The sequence below is a fragment of the Nocardioides sp. GCM10027114 genome, assembly GCF_042659625.1.
Taxonomy (GTDB): Bacteria; Actinomycetota; Actinomycetes; order Propionibacteriales; family Nocardioidaceae; genus Nocardioides.
Map to the genome: position 1 here is coordinate 129,829 of NZ_JBHSSS010000019.1, position 24,021 is coordinate 153,849.

Genomic DNA, 24,021 nt, shown 5'->3' on the forward strand with positions numbered 1-24,021 from the left:
GCCAGCCTTGGGGTGGGCCGGCCGGCCCAGTGACAGGCCCGACAGGAGGTGGGGAGAAGTGCACGAGGACCGCAAGCTCGCCGTCCTCCGCGCGATCGTCGAGGACTACGTCGCCACCGAGGAGCCCGTCGGCTCCAAGGCGCTCGTCGAGCGCCACGGACTCGGCGTCTCCCCGGCCACGGTTCGCAACGACATGGCCGCGCTGGAGGAGGAGGGCTTCATCATGCAGCCCCACACCAGCGCCGGCCGGGTGCCGACCGACAAGGGCTACCGGCTGTTCGTCGACCGGCTGACCACCCTGAAGCCGATGAGCACCGCCGAGAAGCGGGCCATCGCCACCATCCTCGACGGCGCCGTCGACCTCGACGACGTGGTCCAGCGGTCGGTGCGCCTGCTCTCGCAGCTGACCCGCCAGGTGGCTGTGGTGCAGTACCCCACGCTGTCGCGCTCCACGGTGCGTCACATCGAGATGGTCGCGCTGACCCCGACCCGGTTGCTCGTCGTGTTGATCCTCAGCACCGGCCGCGTCGAGCAGCGCCTCGTCGAGCTCGACCACGAGGTCACCGACGCCGAGCTGGGCGACCTGCGCACCCGGATCAACCAGGCTGCGACCGGGTCGACCATCGCCGAGGCCACCAAGGCGCTGGTGCGGCTCGTCTCCGAGCCGACCGATCCGCAGGCGCCGCCGACGACCACCGACCGGGTCGTCGCCACCCTCGTCGAGTCGATGTCCGACCACCGCTCCGACGAGCGCATCGCGGTCGGTGGCGCGGCCAACCTCGCCCGCTTCGGCGAGAGCTTCGACACCGCGGTCCGGCCGCTGCTCGAGGCGCTGGAGGAGCACGTCGTGCTGCTCAAGCTGCTCGGTGAGGCGCACGCCGGCGGTGCGGTGACCGTGCGCATCGGCCACGAGGGCCCCTACCAGGAGCTCGCTGCCACGAGTGTCATCGCCACCGGCTACGGGCCGGGTGACCAGGCGCTCGCCACACTGGGGATCGTGGGTCCGACCCGCATGGACTACCCCGGCTCGATGGCCGCGGTGCGCGCCGTGGCCCGCTACGTCTCCCGGATCCTCGACGAGGCGTGAGCGCCAGCACCACCCTGCCCCGCACCGCCGCCGCACCCCACCGCCGTACCGAGAACGACCGACTGAAGGACCACACGTGAGTCAGGACCTCTACGACCTCTTGGGCGTCTCCCGCGACGCGGACGCCGACGCCATCAAGAAGGCCTACCGGAAACTGGCCCGCCAGCTGCACCCCGACGTCAACCCGGACCCGGAGACGCAGGAGAAGTTCAAGGAGGTCTCCCGCGCCTACGAGGTGCTCTCCGACCCGCAGAAGCGGGCGGCGTACGACCGGGGCGGCGACCCGTTCGGGGGCACCGGTGGCTTCGGCCAGGGCGCCGGGTTCTCCTTCACCGACATCATGGACGCCTTCTTCGGCGGTGCGACCCCGGGCGGCGCGACCGGCGGCCGCGGCCCGCGGCCCCGCGTCCGCCGCGGCCAGGACGCCCTGATCCGGGTCGAGGTCGACCTGGCCGAGGCGGCGTTCGGCGCGACCCGCGAGATCAAGGTCGACACCGCGGTCGTCTGCGGCACCTGCTCCGGCGAGGGCGCCGCGCCCGGCACCGAGCCGGTCACCTGCGAGACCTGCCGCGGTGCCGGCGAGGTCGCGCAGGTGCAGCGCTCCTTCCTCGGCGAGATCCGCACGCTGCGCCCCTGTGCGGCCTGCCGCGGCTTCGGCACGATCATCCCCGAGCCGTGCCGCGAGTGCTCCGGCGACGGCCGTGTCCGGTCCCGCCGCACGCTGACCGTCAAGATCCCCGCGGGCGTCGACACCGGCACCCGCGTCCAGCTCACCGGCCAGGGCGAGGTCGGCCCCGGCGGCGGCCCCGCCGGCGACCTGTACGTCGAGATCTCGGTCGCGCCCCACGAGACCTTCACCCGCCACGGCAACGACCTGCACTGCACCGTGACGGTCCCGATGACCGCGGCCGCGCTCGGCACCACCCTGACGCTGCCCACCCTCGAGGCGGACGCCGAGAGCGGCGCCGACTCCGGCGTGGAGACCGAGTTCGAGCTCGAGATCCGGCCCGGCACGCAGTCCGGCACCGAGCAGGTGCTGCGCGGCCGGGGCGTCCCCGGGCTGCGGGGCGGCCGCGGCGACCTCGTCGTCACCGTGGTCGTGGAGACCCCGAGCCGGCTCGACGCGCGGCAGGAGGAGCTGCTCCGGGAGCTCGCCGGCCTGCGTGACGAGCAGCAGCCGTCCGGTCAGGTGCGGCCGAGCGGCGCGAAGTCGGTGTTCGGCCGGCTCCGCGACGCCTTCAACGCCCACTGAGCGGGGCGCGCGGATGTCGCTCCCGGTCCACCTGGTGCCGTCGCTGGACCGCGTCCGCGTCGGCTCCGCCGTCACCGTCGAGGGCGACGAGGCGCACCACGCCGTGGCCGTACGCCGGCTGCGCATCGGCGAACCGGTGGTGCTGACCGACGGCGCCGGGACCCTGGCGACCGGCGAGGTCGCCGAGACGGGGAAGCGGCTGCTGGTCGTCACGGTGACCGCCGTCGACACCCCGCCCGAGCCCGACCCCGCCGTGACCGTCGTCCAGGCGCTGCCGAAGGGCGACCGAGGGGAGCTCGCGGTGGAGGTCCTGACCGAGATCGGCGTGGCGACCGTCGTGCCGTGGGCCGCCTCCCGCAGCGTCGCCGTCTGGAAGGGCGAGCGGGCCACCAAGTCGCTGGCCAAGTGGCGCAGCACCGCCCGGGAGGCCGCCAAGCAGGCCCGGCGGGCGTGGTTCCCCGAGGTGGCCCCGCTGGCCACCACCGCCGACGTCGTCGAAGTCCTCGGTCACGCGGACGTCGCGGTGGTGCTCCACGAGGAGGCCACCGACCCGCTCTCCGCCGTCGAGCTGCCCGAGTCCGGACGGCTGGCGGTCGTCGTGGGACCCGAGGGCGGCCTCACCGAGGACGAGGTGCTGGCGTTCGCGGCCGCGGGCGCCCGCCCGGTCCGGCTCGGCACCGAGGTGCTCCGGACCTCCACGGCCGGCGTGGCCGCGGTCGCGGCGCTGCTCGCCCGCACCCCGCGCTGGCGGTGAGCCGGGCGGGGTGCGGACTGGCCTGAGGGGTCCTCAGCCGATGACGATCGTCCGGGTGTCGGTGTGGGGGCCGGTGCCCTCGGTCCCGCCGGACGGGTCGTCCGTGGAGGCGGTCAGGAGGTACTCGCCGGCCGGGATGCCCGACAGGTCGAGGGTGTCCTCGAACGGGAACAGCTGCTCGCCCATCCAGCCCTCGGCGGTGATCGGCATCTCGAGGACGGTCTCGGTCGCGCCGAGCGGCTGCAGCCGGACCACGACGTTGGCCTCGAACGAGTTGGCGACACCGGAGACGGTCAGCGTGTCGCCGCTCACCTGCTCGCCCTCGGTCGGCGAGGTGAGGGAGACCAGCGCCAGGGTCTCGAGGATCGGCGTGTTGGCCAGCGGCTCGTTGACCGCCTCGCCGAGGATGTTGGTGATCCGGCCCTTGTCGCTGAGGAACTGCACGCCGACCCGGCCCTGGCCCAGCGCGGCCTGCGCGGTGTACACGACCTGCTGCACCGCGATCCGTGCCTCCTCCTCGGTCATCCCCGCCGGCCGCTCCTCCGGGGCCCCGGCGACGGTGACGGTGATGATGTCGGCGCCGTCGAACTCCACCTCGGAGACGGTCGAGCCCGCGGGCCACAGCGAGCGGTAGTCGGGGTCGAGGGCCTGGCCTTCGACGCTCGCCCGGGTGGCGGCGAGGATCGGGTCGGTGCCGGCGGCGCCCATCTGGAACTCCCGGTAGAGCCGGACGCCGGCCGGCGTGTCACCGGCGAGGTAGACCGGGACCACGGTGCCGGATCCCGGGTCGCCGGTCTCGGTGGGCTCCGGGTCGGGTGTGGGGGAGTCGTCGCGGCGGTCCGGGCCCTGGCTGGTGCGCTCGGCCGGTCCCGGGTCGTCGTCGGCGGTGTTGGTGAAGACGCCACCCGCGAAGGCGATGGCGGTGAGGACGGCGGCCGTCGCGACGACGGCGCCGCCGGAGGCGAGGAGCCAGGGGCGCTTGGTGGACATGAGGGTCACCTTCGTTCGGTTGCGGATGGTGTCGAGCGCGTCACTGGGCTCGACGTCGGACACGGCGTCGGACAGCAGCCGGGACAGCTCGTCGTCGAGCCGGTCGTCGTGCTGGTCGAAGCGCTCGTCGGGGTCGTGAGGGCTCATGACCGGTCCTCCAGGTAGTCGCTGAGGAGCTCGCGCAGCGCGGCCGCGCCCCGGGACGCGTGGCTCTTCACCGCTCCGCGGCTGATGCCGAGGGCGTCGGCGATGTCGGCCTCGGAGAGGTCGAGGTAGTAGCGCAGCGCCATCACCTCGCGCTGCCGCTCGGGCAGCGACCGCATCGCGTCGAGCACCGCCTCGCGCCGGGCCGAGGCCAGCGCCGACTCGTCGGCCCCGGGCTCGTCGCGGCGGACCGACTCGCGGGCGGTGAAGCGGTCGACGACGACCCGGTGCCGCAGGGCGGAGCGGGAGCGGTTCACCACGGTCTGGCGCAGGTAGGCCAGCGCCCTGTCGGGGTCGCGCAGCTTGCGCCAGTGGCCGTGGACGGCGACGAAGGAGTCCTGGACGACCTCCTCGGCGGTCCCGAGGTCGCGGACGAGCAGGACCGAGAGCCGGACGAGCTGCCGCCAGTGGGCGGCGTACAGCTGCTCGAGCGCGGTGTCGGCGTCCCAGCCGCCGGTCTCGCGGGGCGTCACCACCGCTGACCGAGGGGCCGACATCGCATGGGTCATCACGCTAGTGGCACGCGCGGCCGTGCCCCGAGGTTTACACCGGCGCGCCTCCGACTGCGCCCGGTTCCCGCCCGGTCCGGACGCCGTCCGGAGCGGTCTGGAAGCGGTCTGGGAGCGGTCTGGGAGCGGTCTGGGAGCATGGCGCCATGAGCGACGCGGACTGCCTGTTCTGCAAGATCGTCGAGGGGGCGATCCCCGCCGACGTCGTGGTCGAGACCGACGAGGCGCTGGCGTTCCGGGACATCAACCCGCAGGCGCCCACGCACGTGCTCGTGATCCCGAGGAGCCACCACGCGAACGCCGCCGAGCTGGCCGCCGCCGCGCCCACGACGCTGGCCCACCTCGTCGACGTCGCCGCGCGCGTGGCCGAGGGGGACGGGATCGACGACTACCGGCTGGTCCTCAACACCGGTCCGGGCGTGGGCCAGACGGTCTTCCACGTGCACCTGCACGTGATGGGCGGTCGCGCGATGACCTGGCCACCAGGCTGACCCAGGGGGCCCCGGGATGATCGGGGGTCAGCCCGGGCCCACCATGCGTCGCAGCACGTCGAGCAGGGTCAGCAGGACCGGTATGACGAAGATCGCGAGCGCCAGCACCGCCACCACGACGTGGGAGGGCTTGCGCCGGTCGAGCACTGAGGCGAACTCCAGCCAGGCACCCTCCACGGTGTTGCGGTCGAGGCCCATCCGCCGGGAGTCCTCCGGCATCGTCGGCGGGCGCCAGAGGTCGGAGACCGGCGAGTGGCCCGGGTCGCCCGAGGGTCCCCAGGGCTCCGGCTCGCGCTCGTCCACGGCGACCTCCTGATCGACTGCCCGACGGCAGCCCCGGCCTCGAGCGTACGCCGCCGGCTTGCGGCGGCGTGCCAGCATGGCGGCATGCGCAGGCGCTGGCGGGACCGACGGACGGGGCTCGTCGCAGGCCTGATGGCCCTCGGACTGGTCGTGCTGGCCGGCTGCGGCAGCGGAGCGGAGCCCGATGCCTTGCCCGCGGCCGGTGACGCGGCGGACGCGAGCGAGCCGGAGGCTGCCGGCGAGGGAGCCGAGCCGGAGCAGGCCGACGGCCACGACCACGATCACTCCGGCCCGTCGTACGTCGCGCCGGGCAAGCTGCGGCGCGGCGAGCAGCGCGTCGACCTCGCGATGACCGAGCCCTACACGCCGTCGGCGCCGTACGGCACCGGCAACGACGACTACCGCTGCTTCCTCCTCGACCCCGGCCTGGAGGAGGACGCCTGGCTCACCGGCACCCATGTCCAGCCGGGGAACACCGCGACGGTGCACCACGTGATCCTCTTCCGGGTCCCGCCCGACCAGGTCGCGCGCGCCGAGGCGATGGACGCCGGCGAGGACGGGCCGGGCTGGACCTGCTTCGGCGGCACCGGTCTCGACCCTGTGCAGGGCATCGACGACGCGCCGTGGCTGGGGGCCTGGGCCCCGGGCGGCGAGGAGTCGGTCCACCGTCGCGGCTTCGGCGTGCGGCTGGAGCAGGGCACCCGGATCGTGATGCAGGTCCACTACAACCTGCTCGCCGGCGACGACCCCGACGTCTCGGCGACCCAGCTGCGGCTCACCGACGGCGGCCGCGACCTGACCGCGCTGCGGACGATGCTGCTGCCGGCGCCCGTCGAGCTGCCCTGCCGGCCCGGCCGGGACGGGCCGCTGTGCGACCGCGAGGCCGCCATGGCCGACGTGAAGGAGCGGTTCGGCCAGCGGGCGGGGGCCACCGGTGACCTGCTCCACCTGCTCTGCGGGTCGCAGCCGGAGCCCGGGCAGGTGCAGTCGTGCACGCGCACCGTCGGCGAGCCGACCACGATCCGCGGCGTCGCCGGCCACATGCACCTGCTCGGCCGGGAGATCCGGATCGAGGTGAACCCCGGCACCGACCGCGCGCGCACGGTCCTCGACATCCCGGTGTGGGACTTCGACGACCAGGGTGCGCGGCCGATCGAGCCGGTCCGGCTGCAGCCTTGGGACACCGTCAGGGTCACCTGCCGCCACGTGCAGTGGCTGCGCGACCGGCTGCCCGCGTTCGAGGGGCAGCCCGAGCGGTACGTCGTGTGGGGCGACGGCACGACCGACGAGATGTGCCTGGGCATCCTGCAGGTCACCCGACCGTGACGGAGGGCCCCGGCAGTCGGCGAGGTGGCCGTGACGAACCCCTCGCCCGTCCGGGGGCTCCTCGCCCGCAACTCGGTGTGCGCCGCGCGGCACCTCCCGTAGCATGGAGGGCGCTCGCAGACCCGCACCGAAAGGCAGCCCGCGCCGGGCCTCCATGACTGACTCGCACCACTCCGCAGGGATCCCGCAGACCAAGCACGTGGTCGTGGTCCCCAACAGCATCAACATGGTGAGCCTGCTCGGGCCCGGGGACGAGCACCTCGGGCTGCTCGAGGAGTCGTTCAGCGCGGAGATCCACGTCCGCGGCAACCAGATCACCCTCTACGGCGAGCCGGGCGAGGTCGCGCTGGCCGAGCGGCTGCTCGACGAGCTGGTCACGATCATCCGCACGGGCCAGGGCGTCACCACCGAGACGGTGGAGCGGGTGCTCGGCATGCTGCGCGCCGAGACCACCGAGCGCCCCGCCGACGTGCTGTCGCTCAACATCCTGTCCAACCGCGGCCGCTCGATCCGGCCCAAGACGCTCAACCAGAAGCGCTACGTCGACTCCATCGACAAGCACACCATCACCTTCGGCATCGGCCCCGCCGGCACGGGCAAGACCTACCTGGCGATGGCCAAGGCGGTGCAGGCGCTCCAGTCGAAGAACGTCAACCGGATCATCCTCACCCGGCCCGCGGTCGAGGCGGGGGAGCGGCTCGGCTTCCTGCCCGGCACGCTCAGCGAGAAGATCGACCCCTACCTGCGGCCGCTCTACGACGCGCTGCACGACATGATCGACCCCGACACGATCCCGAAGCTGCTGGCCGCCGGCACGATCGAGGTCGCCCCGCTGGCCTACATGCGCGGCCGGTCGCTCAACGACTCCTTCATCATCCTCGACGAGGCGCAGAACACCTCGCCCGAGCAGATGAAGATGTTCCTCACCCGCCTCGGCTTCGGCTCCAAGATCGTCGTCACCGGCGACATCACCCAGGTCGACCTGCCCAGCGGCACCAGGTCGGGGCTCCGGGTCGTCCAGGACATCCTCGACGAGGTCGACGACATCGCCTTCAACATGCTGACCAGCCACGACGTGGTCCGGCACCGGCTCGTCGGCCGGATCGTCGCGGCGTACGACCAGTACGACGCGCGCGACGGTGGCGCTGGCCCGTCTGGCCCGTCTGGCCCGGCTGGTCCGTCTGGCCGCGCCGGTCAGCCCGGCAAGCGCCGCCCGGGCGGCTCGCGCGCCCCCCGGGCCGGCGAGTCCGCACCGAAGGGGCCCGAGGGCGGGTCCGCCACCGCGAAGACGGGACGCCAGTGAGCATCGAGATCCTCAACGAGTCCGGCCGCGAGCTCGACGTCCGCCGGCTCGCCGCCCTCAGCCGCTTCGTCATGGACCGGATGCGGGTCCACCCGCTGGCCGAGCTGTGCATCAAGGCCGTCGACGAGGACACCATCGCCGAGCTCAACGGCCAGTGGATGGAGAAGGACGGCCCGACCGACGTGCTGGCCTTCCCCATGGACGAGCTGCGGCCCGGCCTGGTCAACGAGGAGCCCGAGGAGGGCGTCCTCGGCGACCTCGTCCTCTGCCCGTCGGTCGCCGAGCGGCAGGGCGAGACCGCCGGCCACGGCACCGAGGCCGAGATCGAGCTGCTGACCGTCCACGGCATCCTCCACCTGCTCGGCTACGACCACGCCGAGCCGGAGGAGCACAAGGAGATGTTCGGCCTGCAGGACGACCTGCTCGCCGCCTGGCGTGCGTCCGGGCCCGACGGCGAGGGGGAGCCGGGCCGGTGAGCGGCGGCGACATCTGGCTGGTCCTCGGGGCCGGCCTGCTGGTGGTGCTCGGCGGGCTGTTCTCCGCGGCCGACGCGGCGCTGGCCAGCTTCTCGCGGGCCCGGGCCGAGGAGCTGCGCGAGTCCGGGCGGCCCGGCGCAAGGCCGCTGGTCTCGCTCCTCGACGACCCGGTGCGCTACCTCAACACCGCGCTGTTCCTGCGGCTGCTGTGCGAGATCGCCGCGACCGTGATCGTCGCCCAGCTGGTCCGCACCGCGTGGGACGGCGCGCTGTGGGTCGCGGCGCTCATCGCGATCGGCATCATGCTGGTCGTCTCGTTCGTGGTCATCGGGGTCGCGCCGCGGACGATCGGCCGCCAGCACTCCGAGCGGGTCGCGCTCTTCTCGGCGCTGCCGATGCGGGTGCTCACGACCGTCCTCGGCCCGTTCCCGCGGCTGCTCATCGTCGTCGGCAACGCGATCACCCCGGGCCGTGGCTTCCGCGAGGGCCCGTTCTCGACGGAGACCGAGCTGCGTGAGCTCGTCGACCTCGCCGAGGCCTCGGCGGTCATCGAGTCCGGTGAGCGGAAGATGATCCACTCCGTCTTCGAGCTCGGCGACACCACCGCCCGCGAGGTGATGGTGCCGCGCAACGACGTCGTCTACATCGAGCGCTTCAAGAACCTCCGCCAGACCATGTCGCTCTTCCTGCGCAGCGGCTTCTCCCGGGTCCCCGTCATCGGCGAGAACCTCGACGACATCCTCGGCTTCGCCTACCTCAAGGACCTCGTCCGCCGGGACTTCGAGGCGCCCGACGTGGAGTTCACCCAGCGCGTCGAGGAGGTCATGCGCCCGGCGTACTTCGTCCCGGACTCCAAGCCCGTCGACGCGCTGCTCTCGGAGATGCAGGCCAACCGGCAGCACATCGCGGTCGTCGTCGACGAGTACGGCGGCGCCGCCGGCATCATCACCATCGAGGACCTGCTCGAGGAGATCGTCGGCGAGATCACCGACGAGTACGACGAGGAGCACATCGAGGTCGAGGAGCTCGCCGGGGGCGGCTTCCGCGTCTCCTCCCGCTACCCCGTGGACGACCTCGAGGAGCTGTTCGGCTTCGACGTCGAGGAGGAGGACGTCGACAGCGTCGGCGGCCTCATGGCCAAGCACCTCGGCCGGGTCCCGATCCCGGGGTCCGCGGTCGAGGCGCACGGGCTGCAGTTCGAGGCCGAGGGACCGGCCGGACGCCGCAACAAGATCGGCACCGTCGTGATCCGCCGGGTCGAGCCGCAGCACGAGGAGCAGCCGGTCGAGGAAGGAGCCTCCCGTGAGTGACCTGTCCGCCGAGGACCGCAAGCTGGTGACCCTGGCCCGCGCGACCCGTGCCCGCGTGGGGGCCGCGGAGGGCGCGGCGGTCCGCGACGCCGACGGCCGCACCTACGCCGCCGCCACCGTCGACCTGCCGTCCCTCCAGGTGTCCGCGCTCGCGGTCTGCGTGGCGATGGCGGTGTCGTCCGGGGCGCGTGGGCTCGAGGCGGCGGTCCTGCTGACCGGGGCGGACGGGTTCGACGAGGCCGACCTGGCGGCTGTCCGCGACCTCGGCGGCGGCGCCGTGGTCCTCCACCGGGGCGACGCGCGCGGAAATATCTCGCACACCGTGCAACCCGGGAGCACCTCCGGCGCGTAGAAGAGTCGTGATCGGGCACCAGCGACGCGACCAGGACTTCACCGACTTCTACACGGCCAGTGCCCTCGCGCTGCGCCGCACGGCGTACCTCGTCGTCCGTGACTGGCACCTTGCCGAGGACCTCACCCAGCAGGCGTTGGCCAAGCTGTACGCCGCGTGGGGGCGCACCGATCCCGCCACCCGGCCCGCCTACGCCCGGCGGATCGTGGTCAACGAGTGCCTGAGCCACCTGCGTCGGTCCAGGCCGGAACGCCCGACCGACACACTGCCCGAGCGCCCCGGATCCCCGGCCGCCGAGGACGTGCTCGACATGGGTGCCGCCCTCGCCCTCCTGGCGCCCCGGCAGCGGGCGATCATCGCCCTGCGCTACCTCGACGACCTGGCGGTCACGGAGGTGGCGCGGCTCCTCGACATCAGCGAGGGCACCGTCAAGAGCCAGACCTCGCGAGCCCTCGACATCCTGCGGCGCCACCTGCCCGAGCTCGCCCCCGCGCTCGACGGCCTGCCTGCGCCCAACCGCCGCAGCACCGGTGCCGCGGCCGCCACCGACCCCTTGGAGGACCTCCGATGAGCAGCGACGACCTCACCACCCTGCTGCGCGAGCACGTCACGCACGACGAGCCGCACCTGCCGCTCCCCGCCGGGGCCATCCGCGAGGGCCGGCGCCGGGTGCGTCGCCGTCGGCTCGCCGTCGGGGCGACCACCCTCGCAGCGCTCGCCGTGGGCGGGGCGCTCGCCCTCCCCGTGATCACCGGCTCCGATGACGACGGCGGGACCACCACCGCCGTGGACCCCGCGGCGGCCGCCGCGCTGGAGGACTACGACGCGCGCCGGATGCCGGAGATCATGGACGAGCACGTGCGACGGGTGCTCGAGCGCAGCATCCCCGACCCGGGCAGGTCGACGTTCACGGCTACGGACGCCCAGCGCCAGGAGCTCCCCGAGAGGTACTGGGACAAGGCCAGCGGGCTGTCGGTGGCGTTCGGCGAGGGCGAGGACCACCAGGTCGGCGTCATGATCAGCCACGCCCGTGGTGAGGCCGAGGGTGACCCCGAGCGCTACTGCGAGTCGGGACTCGAGGACGGCTACTACCTCACCTGCAGCGTCGAGCGCAGCGCCTCGGGTGACGTCGTGATCAGCAAGGTCTCCGCGGTGAAGCCCCTCGGGGAGCTCCGGGGCGGGGACTGGATGGCGGTCGACGCGGACCAGGTCGGCACGATCGCCCTCGACCGGCTGTGGTGGGTGCGGTCGGTCAAGGTCATCAAGTCGGAGACCCTGCTGACCTACGTCGACAACGTGGTCAAGGCGGTCGACCGCGATCCGGAGGGCAGCTTCCTGGTGCCGGTGGGCGACCTGGTCGAGATCGGCCTCGACCCCGCGCTCGTCATGCCGCCGCCCCCGCCCGGCGACGACGGCTGCCCCGCCTGGACCATGGAGTCGAAGGACTTCGACGTCTCCTGCAGCTGACCTCTCGCGCGGGCGGGGCGGCCCCAGCGGCTCGACCATCCTTGGTACGCCCGCGCGTATCAGCCTGAAACCGGCCGCGCGCCTCGCTACGGTGAAGGTGTGACGCCGCGAGGGTGGGACCAGCACCGGGCCGCCGTGGGGCGGCTCCGGGCGTCCTACGCCGCCATCGCGTCGGGACCGCCCGGGGCGCCGGTGCGGCTGGCCAAACCCACGTCCAACCTCTTCCGGCCGCGCGAGTCGGCCGCGGGCGGGCTGGACGTCTCCGGCCTGGACGGTGTCATCGCCCTCGACCCGGTGCGCCGGACCGCCGAGGTCCAGGGCATGTGCACCTACGAGCACCTGGTCGACGCCACGCTGCCGTGGGGTCTGGTCCCCGAGGTGGTCCCGCAGCTGCGCACCATCACCCTCGGCGGCGCGGTCACCGGGCTCGGCATCGAGTCCACCAGCTTCCGCAACGGCTTTCCCCACGAGTCCGTCCTCGAGATGGACGTCTTCACCGGTGCGGGTGACGTCGTCACCTGCCGCCCGGGGGACGAGCTGTTCGACGCCTTCCCCAACTCCTACGGCTCGCTGGGCTACGCCACCCGGCTGCGGATCAGCCTCGAGCGGGTGCCGGCGTACGCCGCGCTGCGGCACGTCCGCTTCGACGACCAGCAGCAGCTCGCCAAGACGCTGGCCACGGTCGTGGAGACCCGCGAGCACGAGGGCGAGCGGGTCGACGCCGTCGACGGCACGGCGTTCTCGCCGGGGGAGTCCTACCTGACGCTGGCGCGCTGGACCTCCGAGCCCGGGCCGGTCAGCGACTACACGGGCCAGCACGTCTACTACCGCTCGCTGCAGGAGGGGGACCGCGACCGGCTGACCTTGCACGACTACCTCTGGCGCTGGGACACCGACTGGTTCTGGTGCTCGCGGGCCTTCGGCGCGCAGCACCCGGTCGTGCGCCGGCTCTGGCCGCGGCGCTGGCGCCGCTCCGACGTCTACCACCGGCTGGTCGGCCTCGACCGCCGGCTGGGGCTCGCAGGCCGGCTCGACCGGTGGGCCGGGCGGCCGCTGCGCGAGCGGGTCATCCAGGACATCGAGGTGCCGGTCGAGCGGCTCGTGGACTTCCTGGCCTGGTTCGACGAGGTCGTCGGGATGCGGCCCGTCTGGCTGTGCCCGGTGGTCTCCCGCGGCACCACCGGCGGCCGCAAGTGGCCGTGCTACCCGATGGAGCCCGGCATCCACTACGTCAACGTCGGCTTCTGGGGCACGGTGCACGTCGGGCCCGAGGCCGTCGACGCGCCGCTCAACCGTGCCATCGAGCAGAAGGTGCGCGAGCTCGGCGGCCACAAGTCTCTCTACTCCGAGGCGTTCTACGACCGCGAGACCTTCGACGCCCTCTACGACGGGCCGCACCTCGCGGCGGTGAAGTGCCGGTACGACCCCGACGGCCGGCTCACGGACCTCTACGACAAGGCGGTGCGACGACGATGACCACGACCACCACACCGACCCTCACGATCGGCGAGGCCGTCACCTCGCTGCTCCGCGACGGGATGCCGGTGCGCTTCACGGCGTACGACGGCAGCGACGTGGGCCCGCGCGACGCCGGCATCACCCTCGAGCTGCTCAACGAGCGCGGCCTGCGCTACCTGCTCACCGCGCCCGGCGACCTCGGCATGGCCCGCGCCTACGTCGCGGGCGACCTGCGCGTCCACGGCGTCCACCCCGGCGACCCGTACGAGGCGCTGTCGCTGCTGCAGAACCACCTGCGGTTCCGCACGCCCGCCCCCGCCGAGGCCCTCACCCTTGTCCGCGGCCTCGGCCTCGGGCAGCTCCGTCCGCCGGCGCCGCCGCCCGAGGAGCACCTCCCGCGCTGGCGCCGGGTCGTCGAGGGGCTGCGCCACTCGATGGCGCGCGACGCCGACGTGATCTCCCACCACTACGACGTGTCCAACCGGTTCTACGAGCTCGTGCTCGGGCCGTCGATGACCTACACCTGCGCGGTGTTCCCGACCGCCGAGGCCACCCTCGAGCAGGCGCAGTGGGAGAAGTACGACCTGGTCGCCCGCAAGCTCGACCTGAAGCCCGGGCAGCGGCTGCTCGACGTCGGCTGCGGCTGGGGCGGGATGGTCCGCCATGCAGCCCGCGAGTACGGCGTGCGCGCCCTCGGCGTCACGCTCTCCGCCGAGCAGGCGCAGTGGGCGCAGGCCGCCATCGAGCGGGAGGGGCTGGGCGGGCTCGCCGAGGTGCGCCACCTCGACTACCGCGAGGTCGCGGAGGACGACTTCGACGCGGTCAGCTCGATCGGCCTGCTCGAGCACATCGGGATCCGCAACTACCCGGCGTACTTCGCGTTCCTCAAGGGGCGGCTGCGTCCCGAGGGCCGGCTGCTCAACCACTGCATCACCCGGTCCCACAACCACCGGCAGAACATCGGGGCGTTCCTGGACCGCTACGTCTTCCCCGACGGCGAGCTCACCGGCTCCGGCCGGATCATCGCCGAGGCCCAGAACGCCGGTCTCGAGGTGATGCACGAGGAGAACCTGCGCCGCCACTACGCGCTCACGCTCGCCGGCTGGTGCCGCAACCTGCGGGACCACTGGGACGAGTGCGTGGCCGAGGTGGGGGAGGGCCGCGCCCGCGTCTGGGGCCTCTACATGGCGGGCTCCCGGCTCGCGTTCGAGCGCAACGAGATCCAGCTCCACCAGGTGCTCGCCGCCAACACCACCGCGGACGGCCGCGACGGCTTCCCGCTCCGCCCCACCTGGTGACCCCACCCGCGAACTGCCACCAGTTGCCCTCCCAGCCACCCCGAGCTGCCAGCAGTTTCCCCGCAGGACCGGCCGAGCTGCCGCCAGTTGCCGACGGATAGCCTTGTCCGGTGAGCACCCGGGCCCAGCAGCACGAGGCGCAGGTCCTGCGCCGTGAGCAGCTGACCCCGCACCTGGTGCGGCTGGTGCTCGGCGGCGACGGCCTCGCCGGATTCACGAGCACCGGCGTGCCCGACGAGTGGGTCGGCCTGGTGGTGCCGGGGCAGTTCCAGAGCCGCTACTACACCGTCCGGTCGTGGCGGGACGGCGAGCTGGTGCTCGACGTCGTGGTCCACGAGGTCGGTCTGGTGACGGAGTGGGCGTCGCGCGACTGCGTCGGGGACACGGTGACCGTGTCGGACCCGCGCGGCTCATTCGCGCTTCCCGGGGACGCCGGGTGGGTCCTGCTGGTCGGCGACCTGACCGCGCTGCCCGCGATGGCGCGCACCGTCGAGACGGTCCGAGACGTCCCGGTGCGGGTGTGGGCCGAGGTGCCCGACGCCCCCGAGGAGCTGGCCGGCTACTTCCCCGAGGGCACCGACGTGACCTGGCTCGAGCCCCCAGGCCATGGCGCGAGCGCGCTGGCCGAGGTCGTCGAGGGGATCGACTGGCCCCAGGGCGACGGCTACTTCTGGATGGCCGGCGAGTCCGCGCAGATGCGGGCGATCCGCAAGCACCTGATGCGCGAGCGGCAGCTGCCGTCCGCGGCGTACGACGTGATGGGCTACTGGCGCGGGGTGGCGAAGCGTCAGCCGCGCGCCGTCGACCCAGCGCCGATCTGGCGCGCGGGCAAGGCGGCCGGCCGCAGTGACGCGGAGATCTGGGCCGAGTACGACGAGGCGAGGGAGAGCTGAGCATGTCCGACCAGGAGGGTGCGTCCGGGGAGCTCCCGGCCCACCGCAGCGGCTTCGCGTCGTTCGTGGGACGTCCCAACGCGGGCAAGTCCACGCTGACGAACGCCCTCGTCGGCACCAAGGTCGCGATCACGTCGGACAAGCCGCAGACGACGCGGTCGGTGATCCGCGGCATCGTGCACCGTCCCGACGCTCAGCTCGTGCTCGTCGACACCCCCGGGCTGCACCGACCCCGCACGCTGCTCGGCGAGCGTCTCAACGACCTCGTCCACACGACGTGGTCCGAGGTCGACGTGGTCGCCGTGTGCTTCCCGGCCAACGAGAAGATCGGGCCGGGTGACCGGTTCATCGTCTCCGAGCTGGCGAAGGTGCGGAAGACGACGAAGGTCGCGGTCATCACCAAGACCGACGTCGCGACCCCGGAGCAGGTGGGCGAGCAGCTGCTCGCCGTGCAGGCGCTCGGCAAGGAGCTCGACACCGACTGGGCCGAGCTGGTCCCGGTCTCGGCGGTCGCCGGCGACCAGGTCGGCCTGCTCGCCGACCTCCTGGTCGGGCTGATGCCGGAGGGCCCGCCCCTCTACCCGGACGGCGAGCTCACCGACACGCCGGAGGAGCAGCTCGCGGCCGAGCTGATCCGCGAGGCCGCGCTGGACGGCGTGCGCGACGAGCTGCCGCACTCCATCGCGGTCGTGGTGGAGGAGATGGGGCTGCGCGAGGGACGTCCCGAGGACAAGCCGCTGCTCGACATCCACGCCAACCTCTTCGTGGAGCGGTCGTCGCAGAAGGGCATCGTGATCGGGCACCGCGGCGCCCGGCTGCGCCAGGTCGGGACGGTGGCGCGCAAGCAGATCGAGGCACTCCTCGGCACGCCGGTCTACCTCGACCTGCACGTCAAGATCGCCAAGGACTGGCAGCGCGATCCCAAGCAGCTGCGCCGGCTCGGGTTCTGAGCCTGCTCCGCCACCCCGAGGTCAGGTGGGGACCCAGCAGATGCCCCACGTCTGGCCGGCCCGCCACTGGTCGCGGGTCGGCCACTCGTAGCCCCAGCGGAAGCTGAGCGGGTCGTCGGCGGCCTCGCGGCCCGCGTCCTCGCAGGGGCCCTCGCCGGCCTCCCGGACCCGCTGCTGGCCGGGGTAGCGACCCTCCTCGAACGGCACCGTCGCGACGGCCCGCCAGGTGTGCTCGGTCGAGCAGATGACCCTGCGGAAGCCGTCGGTGCCGGGCTCGGCCGTGCCGCACATGCCGTACCGGTCGCGCCCGTCCCCGCTGCCCAGCACGCCCTTCAGCCGGCCGCCCAGCCGCGCGAGCTCGCCGTCGCGCGCGACGGCGACCGCGTCGCAGCGGAACCAGTCGGCGCCCAGCCCGAAGTCGTCCTCCGACGGGGTGAACCAGATCGGGCGCAGCATCGACAGCCGCTGCTGCTCGGTCGACCCGCCGACGAAGCGGCCGAACCGCTTCGGGCAGGCGGTGGCGACCTGCTCCTGCAGCCGGGACGAGTCGAGGTCGAGCGAGGTCCCGTCGGCGACCGTCTCCAGTCGGCCGACGTGGAAGGTCTCCGCGGTGTGCCGGCTGCGACAGGGCACGGGGTCCCGGCCCGTCGTGGGCGCGACCGCGTCGTCGAACTCCAGCCGGTAGCAGGCGCCCTCGTCGGGTGCCGGCGGCGGGTCGGCGGGGGAGGCGCCCTCGGCGGGGCTCCCGGTGGACGCTCCCGGCGTCGGCGTAGGCGCCGCGGCGTCGCCGTCGCCGTCGCCGTCGTCGGAGCCGGAGGTGCAGCCGGTCAGCAGCAGCGCGGCCGCCACGACCCCGGCGAGGCGGGGGACGAGGGCGGCGCGCGCGGACATCACTTGTCCGTCTTCGCCCAGCAGACCGAGCGGCGGTTGCCGGCCTCCCACTCCGCCTCGTGGAACCACGTGTAGGCGAAGTCGTAGTCGACCGGGTAGTTCAGCCAGGCGCCGACGGAGTCGGAGCAGAAGTCGCGGGTCTTGACCTCGACCAGCCGCTCGCCGGGGTACTCGTCGCCGGGCTCGCCGAGCTTGATCGTGGTCACCGCGCGCCACGTGTGCGGCTCGGTGCACGGGATCTTCTCGCCGTTGATGGAGGCGCCGTTGGCGCAGACGAACCAGCGGTCGTCCGGCTTCTGCAGCAGCCCCTTCGCCGTCTTGGGCAGCTCGACGTACGACGCGCTCTGGTCGCCGCCGCCGACGACGTCGCATCGGTACCAGCGGGCGCCCTCGTCCCAGGCCTCCTCGGACGGCCGGAACCACGCCCAGCTGACGACGGTGCGCATCACCGAGCTCTCGTCGGCGCCGAGGAACTCCATGAACTTCTCGCTGCAGGTGGCGTAGGCGAACGCGCCCAGCTCCTCGTCGTCGTAGTCCGCGTCGTCGAACTCGCCGGGGAGCTGGCCGACCGCGAACGTCTCGGCGGTGTGCGCCTGCGAGCAGTCGACGGTGCGCGTCGCGTTGGCCGGCAGCGCGACGTCCTCGGGGGTCAGCTCGCGGCAGGCGCCGAGCTCCGGGGCCTCGACCGCGTCCACCTGCGAGGGGTCGGTGTTGCTGCCCTGCGCCTCGGCGCCGCCACAGGCGGAGAGGGCCAGGAGGCCGGCGAGGACTGCCGGCAGCAGGGAGCGGCCGAGGCGCGCGGGCCCGACATGGGCAGGGGCGGGCGGCACCGGCTTCCTCCTCGGTCCGTCGTGGGTGCGGTGCGCAGATGCTACCCGTCGGGGACCCGGGTCACTCAGCCCGCGGGGTCAGGCCGCGGGGTACTGCTCCGACTGCAGCAGCCGGGCGAGGTGCACGGCGTTGGCGGCGGCCGTCCGGTTGGTGCCCGCCGTGGTGTCCGGAGTCTTGTCGAGGTCGAGGTAGTCGGTGCCCTGCATGGCCTCGCCGACCCAGTACGTCGCGCCCTGGGCGGGCACGGTGAACCCGCAGTCGTTGAGCGCCTGGAAGCAGGCGGCGGCGGTCGCGTGGGCGCCGTCCTCGTTGCCGACGACGGCCACCAGGCCGACCTTGCCGAAGGTCAGCGGCCGGCCCTCGTCGTCGGTCTCGGCGATCTCGGCGTCCAGCCGCTCGAGCGCCAGCTTGCAGACGGCCGAGGGCTGGCCCAGCCAGATGGGCGTGCTGATCACGAGGATGTCGGCGGCGAGGACCTTCTCGCGGATCGCCGGCCACTCGTCGCCGTCGCCCTCGTCGGTGCTGACCCCGAACCGCACGTCGTGGTCGACGACGCGCACCACTTCGCCGTCGACGCCGTGGGAGCGGAGCTCGTCGAGAACCTGCTCGCCGATGAGCACCGAGCTCGACTCGGCGGGGGACTTCTTGAGGGTGCAGCTCAGCACGAGTGCGCGCACGGGAACCAGTCCTTCGGGGGTCGGGGCCGGCCCGCGGACGGGCCGCTCGGTCCTCGTCGTACCCGGGGACCCGTCCGCCATGCCCGGGCTCAGCCCTCGAGGGCGGCTCCCACGACCTCGCGCGCCTCGGCCTGCACCTGCGCGAGGTGGTCGGGGCCGCGGAACGACTCGGCGTAGATCTTGTAGACGTCCTCGGTGCCGGACGGCCGCGCCGCGAACCACGCCGACTCCGTCGTCACCTTCAGCCCGCCGATCCGGGCGCCGTTGCCGGGCGCCTCGGTGAGCCGGGCGGTGATCGACTCACCGGCGAGCGTTGTCGCGGTGACGTCCTCGGGTGCGAGCGCGCCGAGCCGCGACTTCTGCTCGCGGTCGGCGGGCGCGTCCACCCGGGCGTACGCCGGGTCGCCGTGCTCGGCGACGAGGTCGGCGTAGTGCTGGCTCGGGGTCCGACCGGTGCGGGCGAGGATCTCGGACGCGAGGAGGCAGAGCAGGATGCCGTCCTTGTCGGTGGTCCAGGTGGTGCCGTCCATCCGCAGGAACGAGGCGCCCGCCGACTCCTCGCCGCCGAAGCCGAACGACCCGTCGATCAGGCCGGGGACGAACCACTTGAAGCCGACCGGCACCTCCACCATCGGCTTGCCGAGCGAGGCGGCCACACGGTCGATCATCGACGAGGAGACCAGGGTCTTGCCGATCCGGGCGGTGTCCGGCCAGTCCGGGCGGGCGCCGCCGAAGAGGTAGCCGATCGCCACCGCGAGGAAGTGGTTGGGGTTCATCAGGCCGGCGTCGGGCGTGACGATGCCGTGCCGGTCGGCGTCGGCGTCGTTGCCGGTCGCGACGTCGTAGGAGTCCTTGCGGCCGATGAGCGACGCCATCGCCGAGGGGGAGGAGCAGTCCATCCGGATCTTGCCGTCCCAGTCGAGCGTCATGAAGCGCCACGTCGGGTCGACGAGCGGGTTGACCACCGTGAGGTCGAGGCCGTGGCGCTCGCCGATGGCGGCCCAGTAGTCGACGCTCGCGCCGCCCAGCGGGTCGGCGCCGATCCGGACGCCCGCGTCACGGATCGCCGCCATGTCGACGACCTGCGGCAGGTCGTCGACGTACGTCCCGAGGAAGTCGTAGGCCGTCGCGGCCGCCCGCGCCCGGGTGAAGGGGATCCGCCGCACGTCGCGCAGGCCGCCCGCGATCAGCTCGTTGGCGCGCTTGGCGATGACCGAGGTCGCGTCGGTGTCGGCGGGGCCGCCGTGGGGCGGGTTGTACTTGAAGCCGCCGTCCGCGGGCGGGTTGTGCGAGGGGGTGACCACGATGCCGTCGGCGAGGCCGGACGTGCGGCCACGGTTGGCGCGGATGATCGCGTGGGAGACCGCCGGCGTGGGGGTCCAGCCGTCGCGGTCGTCGACCGCGACCGTCACGTCGTTGCCGGCGAGCACCTCGAGCGCGCTCGCCCACGCCGGCTCGGACAGCCCGTGGGTGTCGCGGCCGAGAAACAGCGGGCCGTCGTACCCGTGGCTGCGCCGGTAGTCGCAGATCGCCTGCGTCGTGGCGAGGATGTGGGTCTCGTTGAACGACGTGCGCAGGGAGCTGCCGCGGTGGCCGCTGGTCCCGAAGGCGACCTGCTGGTCGACGTCGTCGGGGTCGGGGACGCCCGTGTAGTAGGACGTCACGAGGTGGGCGACGTCGACGAGGTCCTCGGGCTGGGCGGTCTGGCCGGCGCGGCTCGGGTCTGCCATGGCGCCATCATTCCGGGTGGGACGCCCACTCCCGCAAGCGTGTGACCGGCAGGCGGTGCAAGACTGCCGGGCGACGGGACGTCCGAGTGGCCGAGATGGAGATCCATGACCAGCAGCGCAGAGTCCTTCGTGTACGCCGCCGCGCGCACGCCGTTCGGGCGTCTGGGTGGCCGGCTGGCGGACGTGCGCCCCGACGACCTGGCTGCCGCGGCGCTGTCGGGCGTGCTCGACCGGGCGCCGGACCTCGACCGCGGCGCGGTGGAGGAGGTGGTCTGGGGCTGCGCCAACCAGGCCGGGGAGGACAACCGCAACGTGGGACGGATGGCGGTCCTGCTGGCCGGGCTGCCCGCCGCCGTGCCCGCCACCACTGTCAACCGGCTCTGCGGCTCGTCGCTGGACGCCGCCATGATCGCCTCCCGGGCGGTCGAGACCGGGGATGCGGACGTCGTCGTGGCCGGCGGCGTCGAGTCGATGACGCGGGCGCCGTGGGTGCTGCCGAAGCCGTCGCGGGCGTTCCCGGCCGGCAACGTCACCGCCGTCTCGACGACGCTCGGCTGGCGGCTGGTCAACGAGCGGATGCCCGCGGAGTGGACGGTGTCGCTGGGGGAGGCCAACGAGCAGCTGGCCGACAAGTTCGACATCGGCCGGGAGCGGCAGGACGAGTTCGCCGCCCGCTCGCACCAGCTCGCGGCGGCGGCCTGGGACGCGGGCTTCTACGCCGACCTGGTGGTGCCGGTGCCCGGGGTCGAGGGGACGCACGACGAGGGGATCCGCCCCGACAGCACTGTCGAGACACTGGCCGGCCTGAAGCCGTCGTTCCGGTCCGACGGCACGATCACGGCCGGCAACGCGTCCCCCCTCAACGACGGGGCGTCCGCCGTCCTCATCGGGTCCGGGGCGGCATCGTCGCGGATCGGCCTCGAGCCGCTCGCCCGGGTCGCCGGCCGTGGTGCGTACGCGCTGGAGCCGCAGATGTTCGGCTTCGCGCCGGTCGAGGCCGCACACCGTGCCCTTCGGCGGGCGGGGATCGGCTGGGGCGACGTCGCTGCGATCGAGCTCAACGAGGCGTTCGCCGCTCAGTCGCTCGCGTGCTTGGATGCCTGGGACGTCGACCCCGGCATCGTCAACGCGAAGGGCGGCGCCATCGCCATCGGGCACCCGCTCGGCGCGTCCGGCGGACGGATCCTCGGCACGCTGGCGCACCGGCTGCGCGAGTCCGGCGACCGGTGGGGCGTCGCGGCGATCTGCATCGGGGTGGGCCAGGCGCTCGCCGTCGTGCTGGAGAACGTGTCGTCGGGCGTGCGTTCCTGACGGCCGAGAGAACGAACGGGGGAACAGATGGGGGACGAGGCGTTCACGGACATCGTCCAGGTGAAGCGGCACCCGCTCCGGACCGCGGTCATCGTCGCGGTCGCGCTGCTGGTGGCGGCCGGGGCCCCGGCCCTGCACTGGTGGACCCACCCGAGCGTCTTCGGCGGGCTCGGCGACGCCCACCGCCTGGCGCCCCGCCCGCTGGACCGGGCCGCCGTCGCGACGGCCGTGACCCTTCCCCGGACCGAGGGGGAGGCCGAGACAGTCACGATCGAGGACGTGCAGGCGGTCCTCTCGGAGAACAGCGCGCGGGCGAGAGTCACGTTCCGGATCTGCCACCTGGGGCCGGGGGAGGACGTGATCGGCACGGTCCACGACCCCGGCAGGTTCTGCAAGGACAGCGAGACCTTTGAGCCGGGCATGTCCTTCCGGCACGGCGTCGCGCCCGACAGCGACTACCTCTTCGCCATGATCACCCCCACGTCCCCCGGCGTGGTGCACCTCGAGCAGGTGGAGATCACCTACCAGCGCGGCCGCGACGGCCTCTACCAGCAGGGCACCCAGACGATCCGAGTCGACCGCAAGGTCGTCGCAAGGTAGCCGACCGCGCCCGGCAGCGGGTGAGTGAGGGCAGCGTGGCGACCGTACGGCGGTCCAGCCCGTCGAGGCCCGGGGAGCTGAGTGCCGCGGTGGTCTCGACGAGCTCGACCAACGCGTGGTTGCGGTGGGTCGAGAACGTACGGCGGTGGGCACGAGTCGGTGGTTGAGTTTTGAGCGGAGCGAGCCTCGAAACCCCCGCACCAGCGCAGGGCGGTGACCGACGGTGGTCGAGCCCGTCGAGACCCGGCGAGGTTGGTGCGGCGGTGGTCTCGACGAGCTCGACCGACGTGTGGTGACGGTCGGCTGTGCGCGTACGGCGGGGGTCTCGGCGAGCTCCCTTCGACACGGCGCTGGCGCGCCTACTCAGGACAGGCGACCGACGTGTGGTTGCGGTGGGTCGAGAAGGTACTGCGGTGGGCACGAGTCGGTGGTTGAGGTGCGAGCGGAGCGAGCTTCGAAACCCCCGCACCAGAGCAGGGTGGTGATCGACGGTGGTCGAGCCCGTCGAGACCTGGTGAGGTCTGTGCGGGGTGGTCTCGACGAGCTCGACCGGCGTGTGGTTGCGATGGGCTGTCAACGTGCTGCGGTGGGCACGAGCCGGTGGTTGAGGTGCGAGCGGAGCGAGCCTCGAAACCCCGCAAGTGAAGGCAGGGCAGTCGTGCGGTGGGGGTCTCGACGAGCTCGACCGGCGTGTGGTGGCGGTGGGAGGGTCGTACCTGAGCCCGCTTTCCGGCCACAGGCGAGGGGGCTGGGTGGACGCTGCACAGGTCGAACTGGCGTTCGAAAAAGTGTCGGTGGTCGGCCCTAGTGTCTGGGTATGTCGATCCGGCCGCTGCACCCCACGCACCCGGTGCTGGCGTGCACGGAGGCGATCGGCAAGGAACTCGATCTCGTGGCCGAGGTGGACCCGGCCTACATGCGGACCGAGGACCAGGCGGCCGCACTGGTCGAGCTGTCCGCGCTGGCGGCGCGGGTGGAGGAGCTGAAGCTGCGGGTGCTCGCGTCGGCTGACGAGGTGGCGCTGGACTCGGGTGCGCGGTCGGCGGCGGCGTGGCTGGCCCACGCGACCCGCACCGACGCCGGCCGCGCGCTGGGGGCGGCCCGGCTGGCCGAGGCGATCACCGGCAGGTGGTCCCGGGTCGGGCAGGGGCTCGCGCAGGGGTCGGTGAATCCGGCGCAGGCGCGGGTGCTGGTCACGTCGCTCGACGACCTGCCGGCCGACCTCGACCCCGACGTCGTCGCGAAGGCGGAGGAGTACCTCGTCGGCCAGGCCGCCCACTTCGCGCCCAAGCAGCTGCGGGTGCTGGGTGCGAAGGTGCTCGAGGTCGTCGCGCCCGAGGTTGCGGAGGCGGCGGAGCGGGACGCGCTGGAGCGGGCCGAGGCGCACGCCCGGCGTCGCACCAGCCTGACGTTCCGGCGACGGGGCGACGGGACGACCGAGATCCATGCCCGGGTGAGTGATGCGGTGGCGGGGCGGCTCCGGACCTACCTGGACGCGTACTCCAGCCCACGCCAAGCAAGTGGCGACGAGAAGGTCCCGCGCGACCGGCTGCTCGGG

General features: G+C 73.3%; 25 protein-coding genes. 18 read left to right on the forward strand and 7 right to left on the reverse strand.

Translation table 11 applies throughout. From position 1 onward, the window contains the following. The first annotated feature begins 58 nt into the window (after positions 1-58). The 3 genes from hrcA (at position 59) to ACFP2E_RS08940 (ending at position 3,093) form a co-directional block, all read left to right on the forward strand. Positions 59-1,087 (forward strand): heat-inducible transcriptional repressor HrcA, encoded by a 1,029-nt coding sequence (hrcA, locus tag ACFP2E_RS08930; protein ID WP_378523281.1) that lies wholly within the window; start codon positions 59-61, stop codon positions 1,085-1,087. Positions 1,088-1,163: 76 nt separating this feature from the next. Then, complete coding sequence (gene dnaJ / locus ACFP2E_RS08935; protein ID WP_378523282.1) at positions 1,164-2,339, forward strand: molecular chaperone DnaJ; 1,176 nt, start codon at positions 1,164-1,166, stop codon at positions 2,337-2,339. 13 nt (positions 2,340-2,352) lie between these two features. After that, positions 2,353-3,093 (forward strand): 16S rRNA (uracil(1498)-N(3))-methyltransferase, encoded by a 741-nt coding sequence (locus ACFP2E_RS08940; protein WP_378523283.1) that lies wholly within the window; start codon positions 2,353-2,355, stop codon positions 3,091-3,093. 33 nt (positions 3,094-3,126) lie between these two features. On the opposite strand, the gene ACFP2E_RS08945 is transcribed toward ACFP2E_RS08940, so the two are convergent. Further along, on the reverse strand, positions 3,127-4,230 hold the full coding sequence (locus ACFP2E_RS08945; RefSeq protein WP_378523284.1) for a Gmad2 immunoglobulin-like domain-containing protein: 1,104 nt from the start codon (positions 4,228-4,230) through the stop codon (positions 3,127-3,129). Then, complete coding sequence (locus ACFP2E_RS08950) at positions 4,227-4,784, reverse strand: SigE family RNA polymerase sigma factor (RefSeq protein WP_378523285.1); 558 nt, start codon at positions 4,782-4,784, stop codon at positions 4,227-4,229. The genes ACFP2E_RS08945 and ACFP2E_RS08950 overlap by 4 nt, the downstream gene beginning before the upstream one ends. Before the next feature lie 158 nt (positions 4,785-4,942). On the opposite strand from ACFP2E_RS08950, the gene ACFP2E_RS08955 reads away from it, so the two are divergent. Continuing rightward, positions 4,943-5,287, forward strand: coding sequence for a histidine triad nucleotide-binding protein (locus tag ACFP2E_RS08955; protein ID WP_378523286.1), 345 nt, complete (start codon positions 4,943-4,945; stop codon positions 5,285-5,287). A gap of 27 nt (positions 5,288-5,314) precedes the next feature. On the opposite strand, the gene ACFP2E_RS08960 is transcribed toward ACFP2E_RS08955, so the two are convergent. Next, a complete protein-coding gene (locus tag ACFP2E_RS08960) occupies positions 5,315-5,590 on the reverse strand; it encodes a hypothetical protein (RefSeq protein WP_378523287.1) in 276 nt (91 codons plus the stop codon). An 84-nt stretch (positions 5,591-5,674) separates the two neighbouring features. On the opposite strand from ACFP2E_RS08960, the gene ACFP2E_RS08965 reads away from it, so the two are divergent. The 11 genes from ACFP2E_RS08965 to era all read left to right on the forward strand — a co-directional run bounded on the left by ACFP2E_RS08965 (position 5,675) and on the right by era (position 16,423). Next, positions 5,675-6,916, forward strand: coding sequence for a hypothetical protein (locus tag ACFP2E_RS08965; protein ID WP_378523288.1), 1,242 nt, complete (start codon positions 5,675-5,677; stop codon positions 6,914-6,916). A 154-nt stretch (positions 6,917-7,070) separates the two neighbouring features. Next, positions 7,071-8,219, forward strand: coding sequence for a PhoH family protein (locus ACFP2E_RS08970; protein WP_378523289.1), 1,149 nt, complete (start codon positions 7,071-7,073; stop codon positions 8,217-8,219). Beyond that, entirely contained in the window at positions 8,216-8,695 is a 480-nt protein-coding gene (gene ybeY, locus ACFP2E_RS08975) for an rRNA maturation RNase YbeY (protein ID WP_378523290.1), read from the forward strand. The genes ACFP2E_RS08970 and ybeY overlap by 4 nt, the downstream gene beginning before the upstream one ends. Then, complete coding sequence (locus tag ACFP2E_RS08980; protein WP_378523291.1) at positions 8,692-10,005, forward strand: hemolysin family protein; 1,314 nt, start codon at positions 8,692-8,694, stop codon at positions 10,003-10,005. The genes ybeY and ACFP2E_RS08980 overlap by 4 nt, the downstream gene beginning before the upstream one ends. Continuing rightward, positions 9,998-10,357 carry a cytidine deaminase gene (locus ACFP2E_RS08985; protein ID WP_378523292.1) on the forward strand — a complete coding sequence of 120 codons (360 nt, stop codon included), beginning with the start codon at positions 9,998-10,000 and terminating at the stop codon, positions 10,355-10,357. Before ACFP2E_RS08980 ends, ACFP2E_RS08985 begins: the two co-directional genes overlap by 8 nt. 7 nt (positions 10,358-10,364) lie before the next feature. Next, complete coding sequence (locus tag ACFP2E_RS08990) at positions 10,365-10,928, forward strand: SigE family RNA polymerase sigma factor (protein WP_378523293.1); 564 nt, start codon at positions 10,365-10,367, stop codon at positions 10,926-10,928. Next, entirely contained in the window at positions 10,925-11,824 is a 900-nt protein-coding gene (locus ACFP2E_RS08995) for a hypothetical protein (protein WP_378523294.1), read from the forward strand. The genes ACFP2E_RS08990 and ACFP2E_RS08995 overlap by 4 nt, the downstream gene beginning before the upstream one ends. Before the next feature lie 99 nt (positions 11,825-11,923). Beyond that, positions 11,924-13,300 (forward strand): FAD-binding oxidoreductase, encoded by a 1,377-nt coding sequence (locus ACFP2E_RS09000; RefSeq protein ID WP_378523295.1) that lies wholly within the window; start codon positions 11,924-11,926, stop codon positions 13,298-13,300. Then, a complete protein-coding gene (locus ACFP2E_RS09005) occupies positions 13,297-14,580 on the forward strand; it encodes a class I SAM-dependent methyltransferase (protein ID WP_378523296.1) in 1,284 nt (427 codons plus the stop codon). Before ACFP2E_RS09000 ends, ACFP2E_RS09005 begins: the two co-directional genes overlap by 4 nt. A 110-nt stretch (positions 14,581-14,690) precedes the next feature. Beyond that, positions 14,691-15,473: a siderophore-interacting protein gene (locus tag ACFP2E_RS09010; protein ID WP_378523297.1), complete on the forward strand. Its 783-nt coding sequence runs from the start codon at positions 14,691-14,693 to the stop codon at positions 15,471-15,473. A gap of 2 nt (positions 15,474-15,475) precedes the next feature. Continuing rightward, complete coding sequence (era, locus tag ACFP2E_RS09015; RefSeq protein WP_378523298.1) at positions 15,476-16,423, forward strand: GTPase Era; 948 nt, start codon at positions 15,476-15,478, stop codon at positions 16,421-16,423. A 21-nt stretch (positions 16,424-16,444) separates the two neighbouring features. Here era and ACFP2E_RS09020 read toward each other — a convergent pair whose 3' ends face one another. From ACFP2E_RS09020 to pgm, 4 genes are all read right to left on the reverse strand, one after another. After that, positions 16,445-17,314, reverse strand: coding sequence for a septum formation family protein (locus ACFP2E_RS09020; RefSeq protein WP_378523299.1), 870 nt, complete (start codon positions 17,312-17,314; stop codon positions 16,445-16,447). After that, positions 17,314-18,144 (reverse strand): septum formation family protein, encoded by an 831-nt coding sequence (locus tag ACFP2E_RS09025; RefSeq protein WP_378523300.1) that lies wholly within the window; start codon positions 18,142-18,144, stop codon positions 17,314-17,316. The genes ACFP2E_RS09020 and ACFP2E_RS09025 overlap by 1 nt, the downstream gene beginning before the upstream one ends. A gap of 78 nt (positions 18,145-18,222) precedes the next feature. Further along, positions 18,223-18,822, reverse strand: coding sequence for a flavodoxin family protein (locus ACFP2E_RS09030; protein WP_378523301.1), 600 nt, complete (start codon positions 18,820-18,822; stop codon positions 18,223-18,225). 89 nt (positions 18,823-18,911) lie between these two features. Beyond that, the gene (gene pgm / locus ACFP2E_RS09035) at positions 18,912-20,552 is read right to left on the reverse strand and encodes a phosphoglucomutase (alpha-D-glucose-1,6-bisphosphate-dependent) (RefSeq protein ID WP_378539315.1); all 1,641 of its coding nucleotides are present in this window, start codon (positions 20,550-20,552) and stop codon (positions 18,912-18,914) included. A gap of 105 nt (positions 20,553-20,657) precedes the next feature. On the opposite strand from pgm, the gene ACFP2E_RS09040 reads away from it, so the two are divergent. From ACFP2E_RS09040 to ACFP2E_RS09050, 3 genes are all read left to right on the forward strand, one after another. Further along, positions 20,658-21,863 carry a thiolase family protein gene (locus ACFP2E_RS09040; RefSeq protein ID WP_378523302.1) on the forward strand — a complete coding sequence of 402 codons (1,206 nt, stop codon included), beginning with the start codon at positions 20,658-20,660 and terminating at the stop codon, positions 21,861-21,863. Positions 21,864-21,890: 27 nt separating this feature from the next. Beyond that, positions 21,891-22,463 carry a hypothetical protein gene (locus ACFP2E_RS09045; RefSeq protein ID WP_378523303.1) on the forward strand — a complete coding sequence of 191 codons (573 nt, stop codon included), beginning with the start codon at positions 21,891-21,893 and terminating at the stop codon, positions 22,461-22,463. Between the two features lie 817 nt (positions 22,464-23,280). Beyond that, positions 23,281-24,021 (forward strand): DUF222 domain-containing protein (locus tag ACFP2E_RS09050; RefSeq protein ID WP_378539317.1); only part of this gene is annotated, 741 nt, incomplete at its 3' end.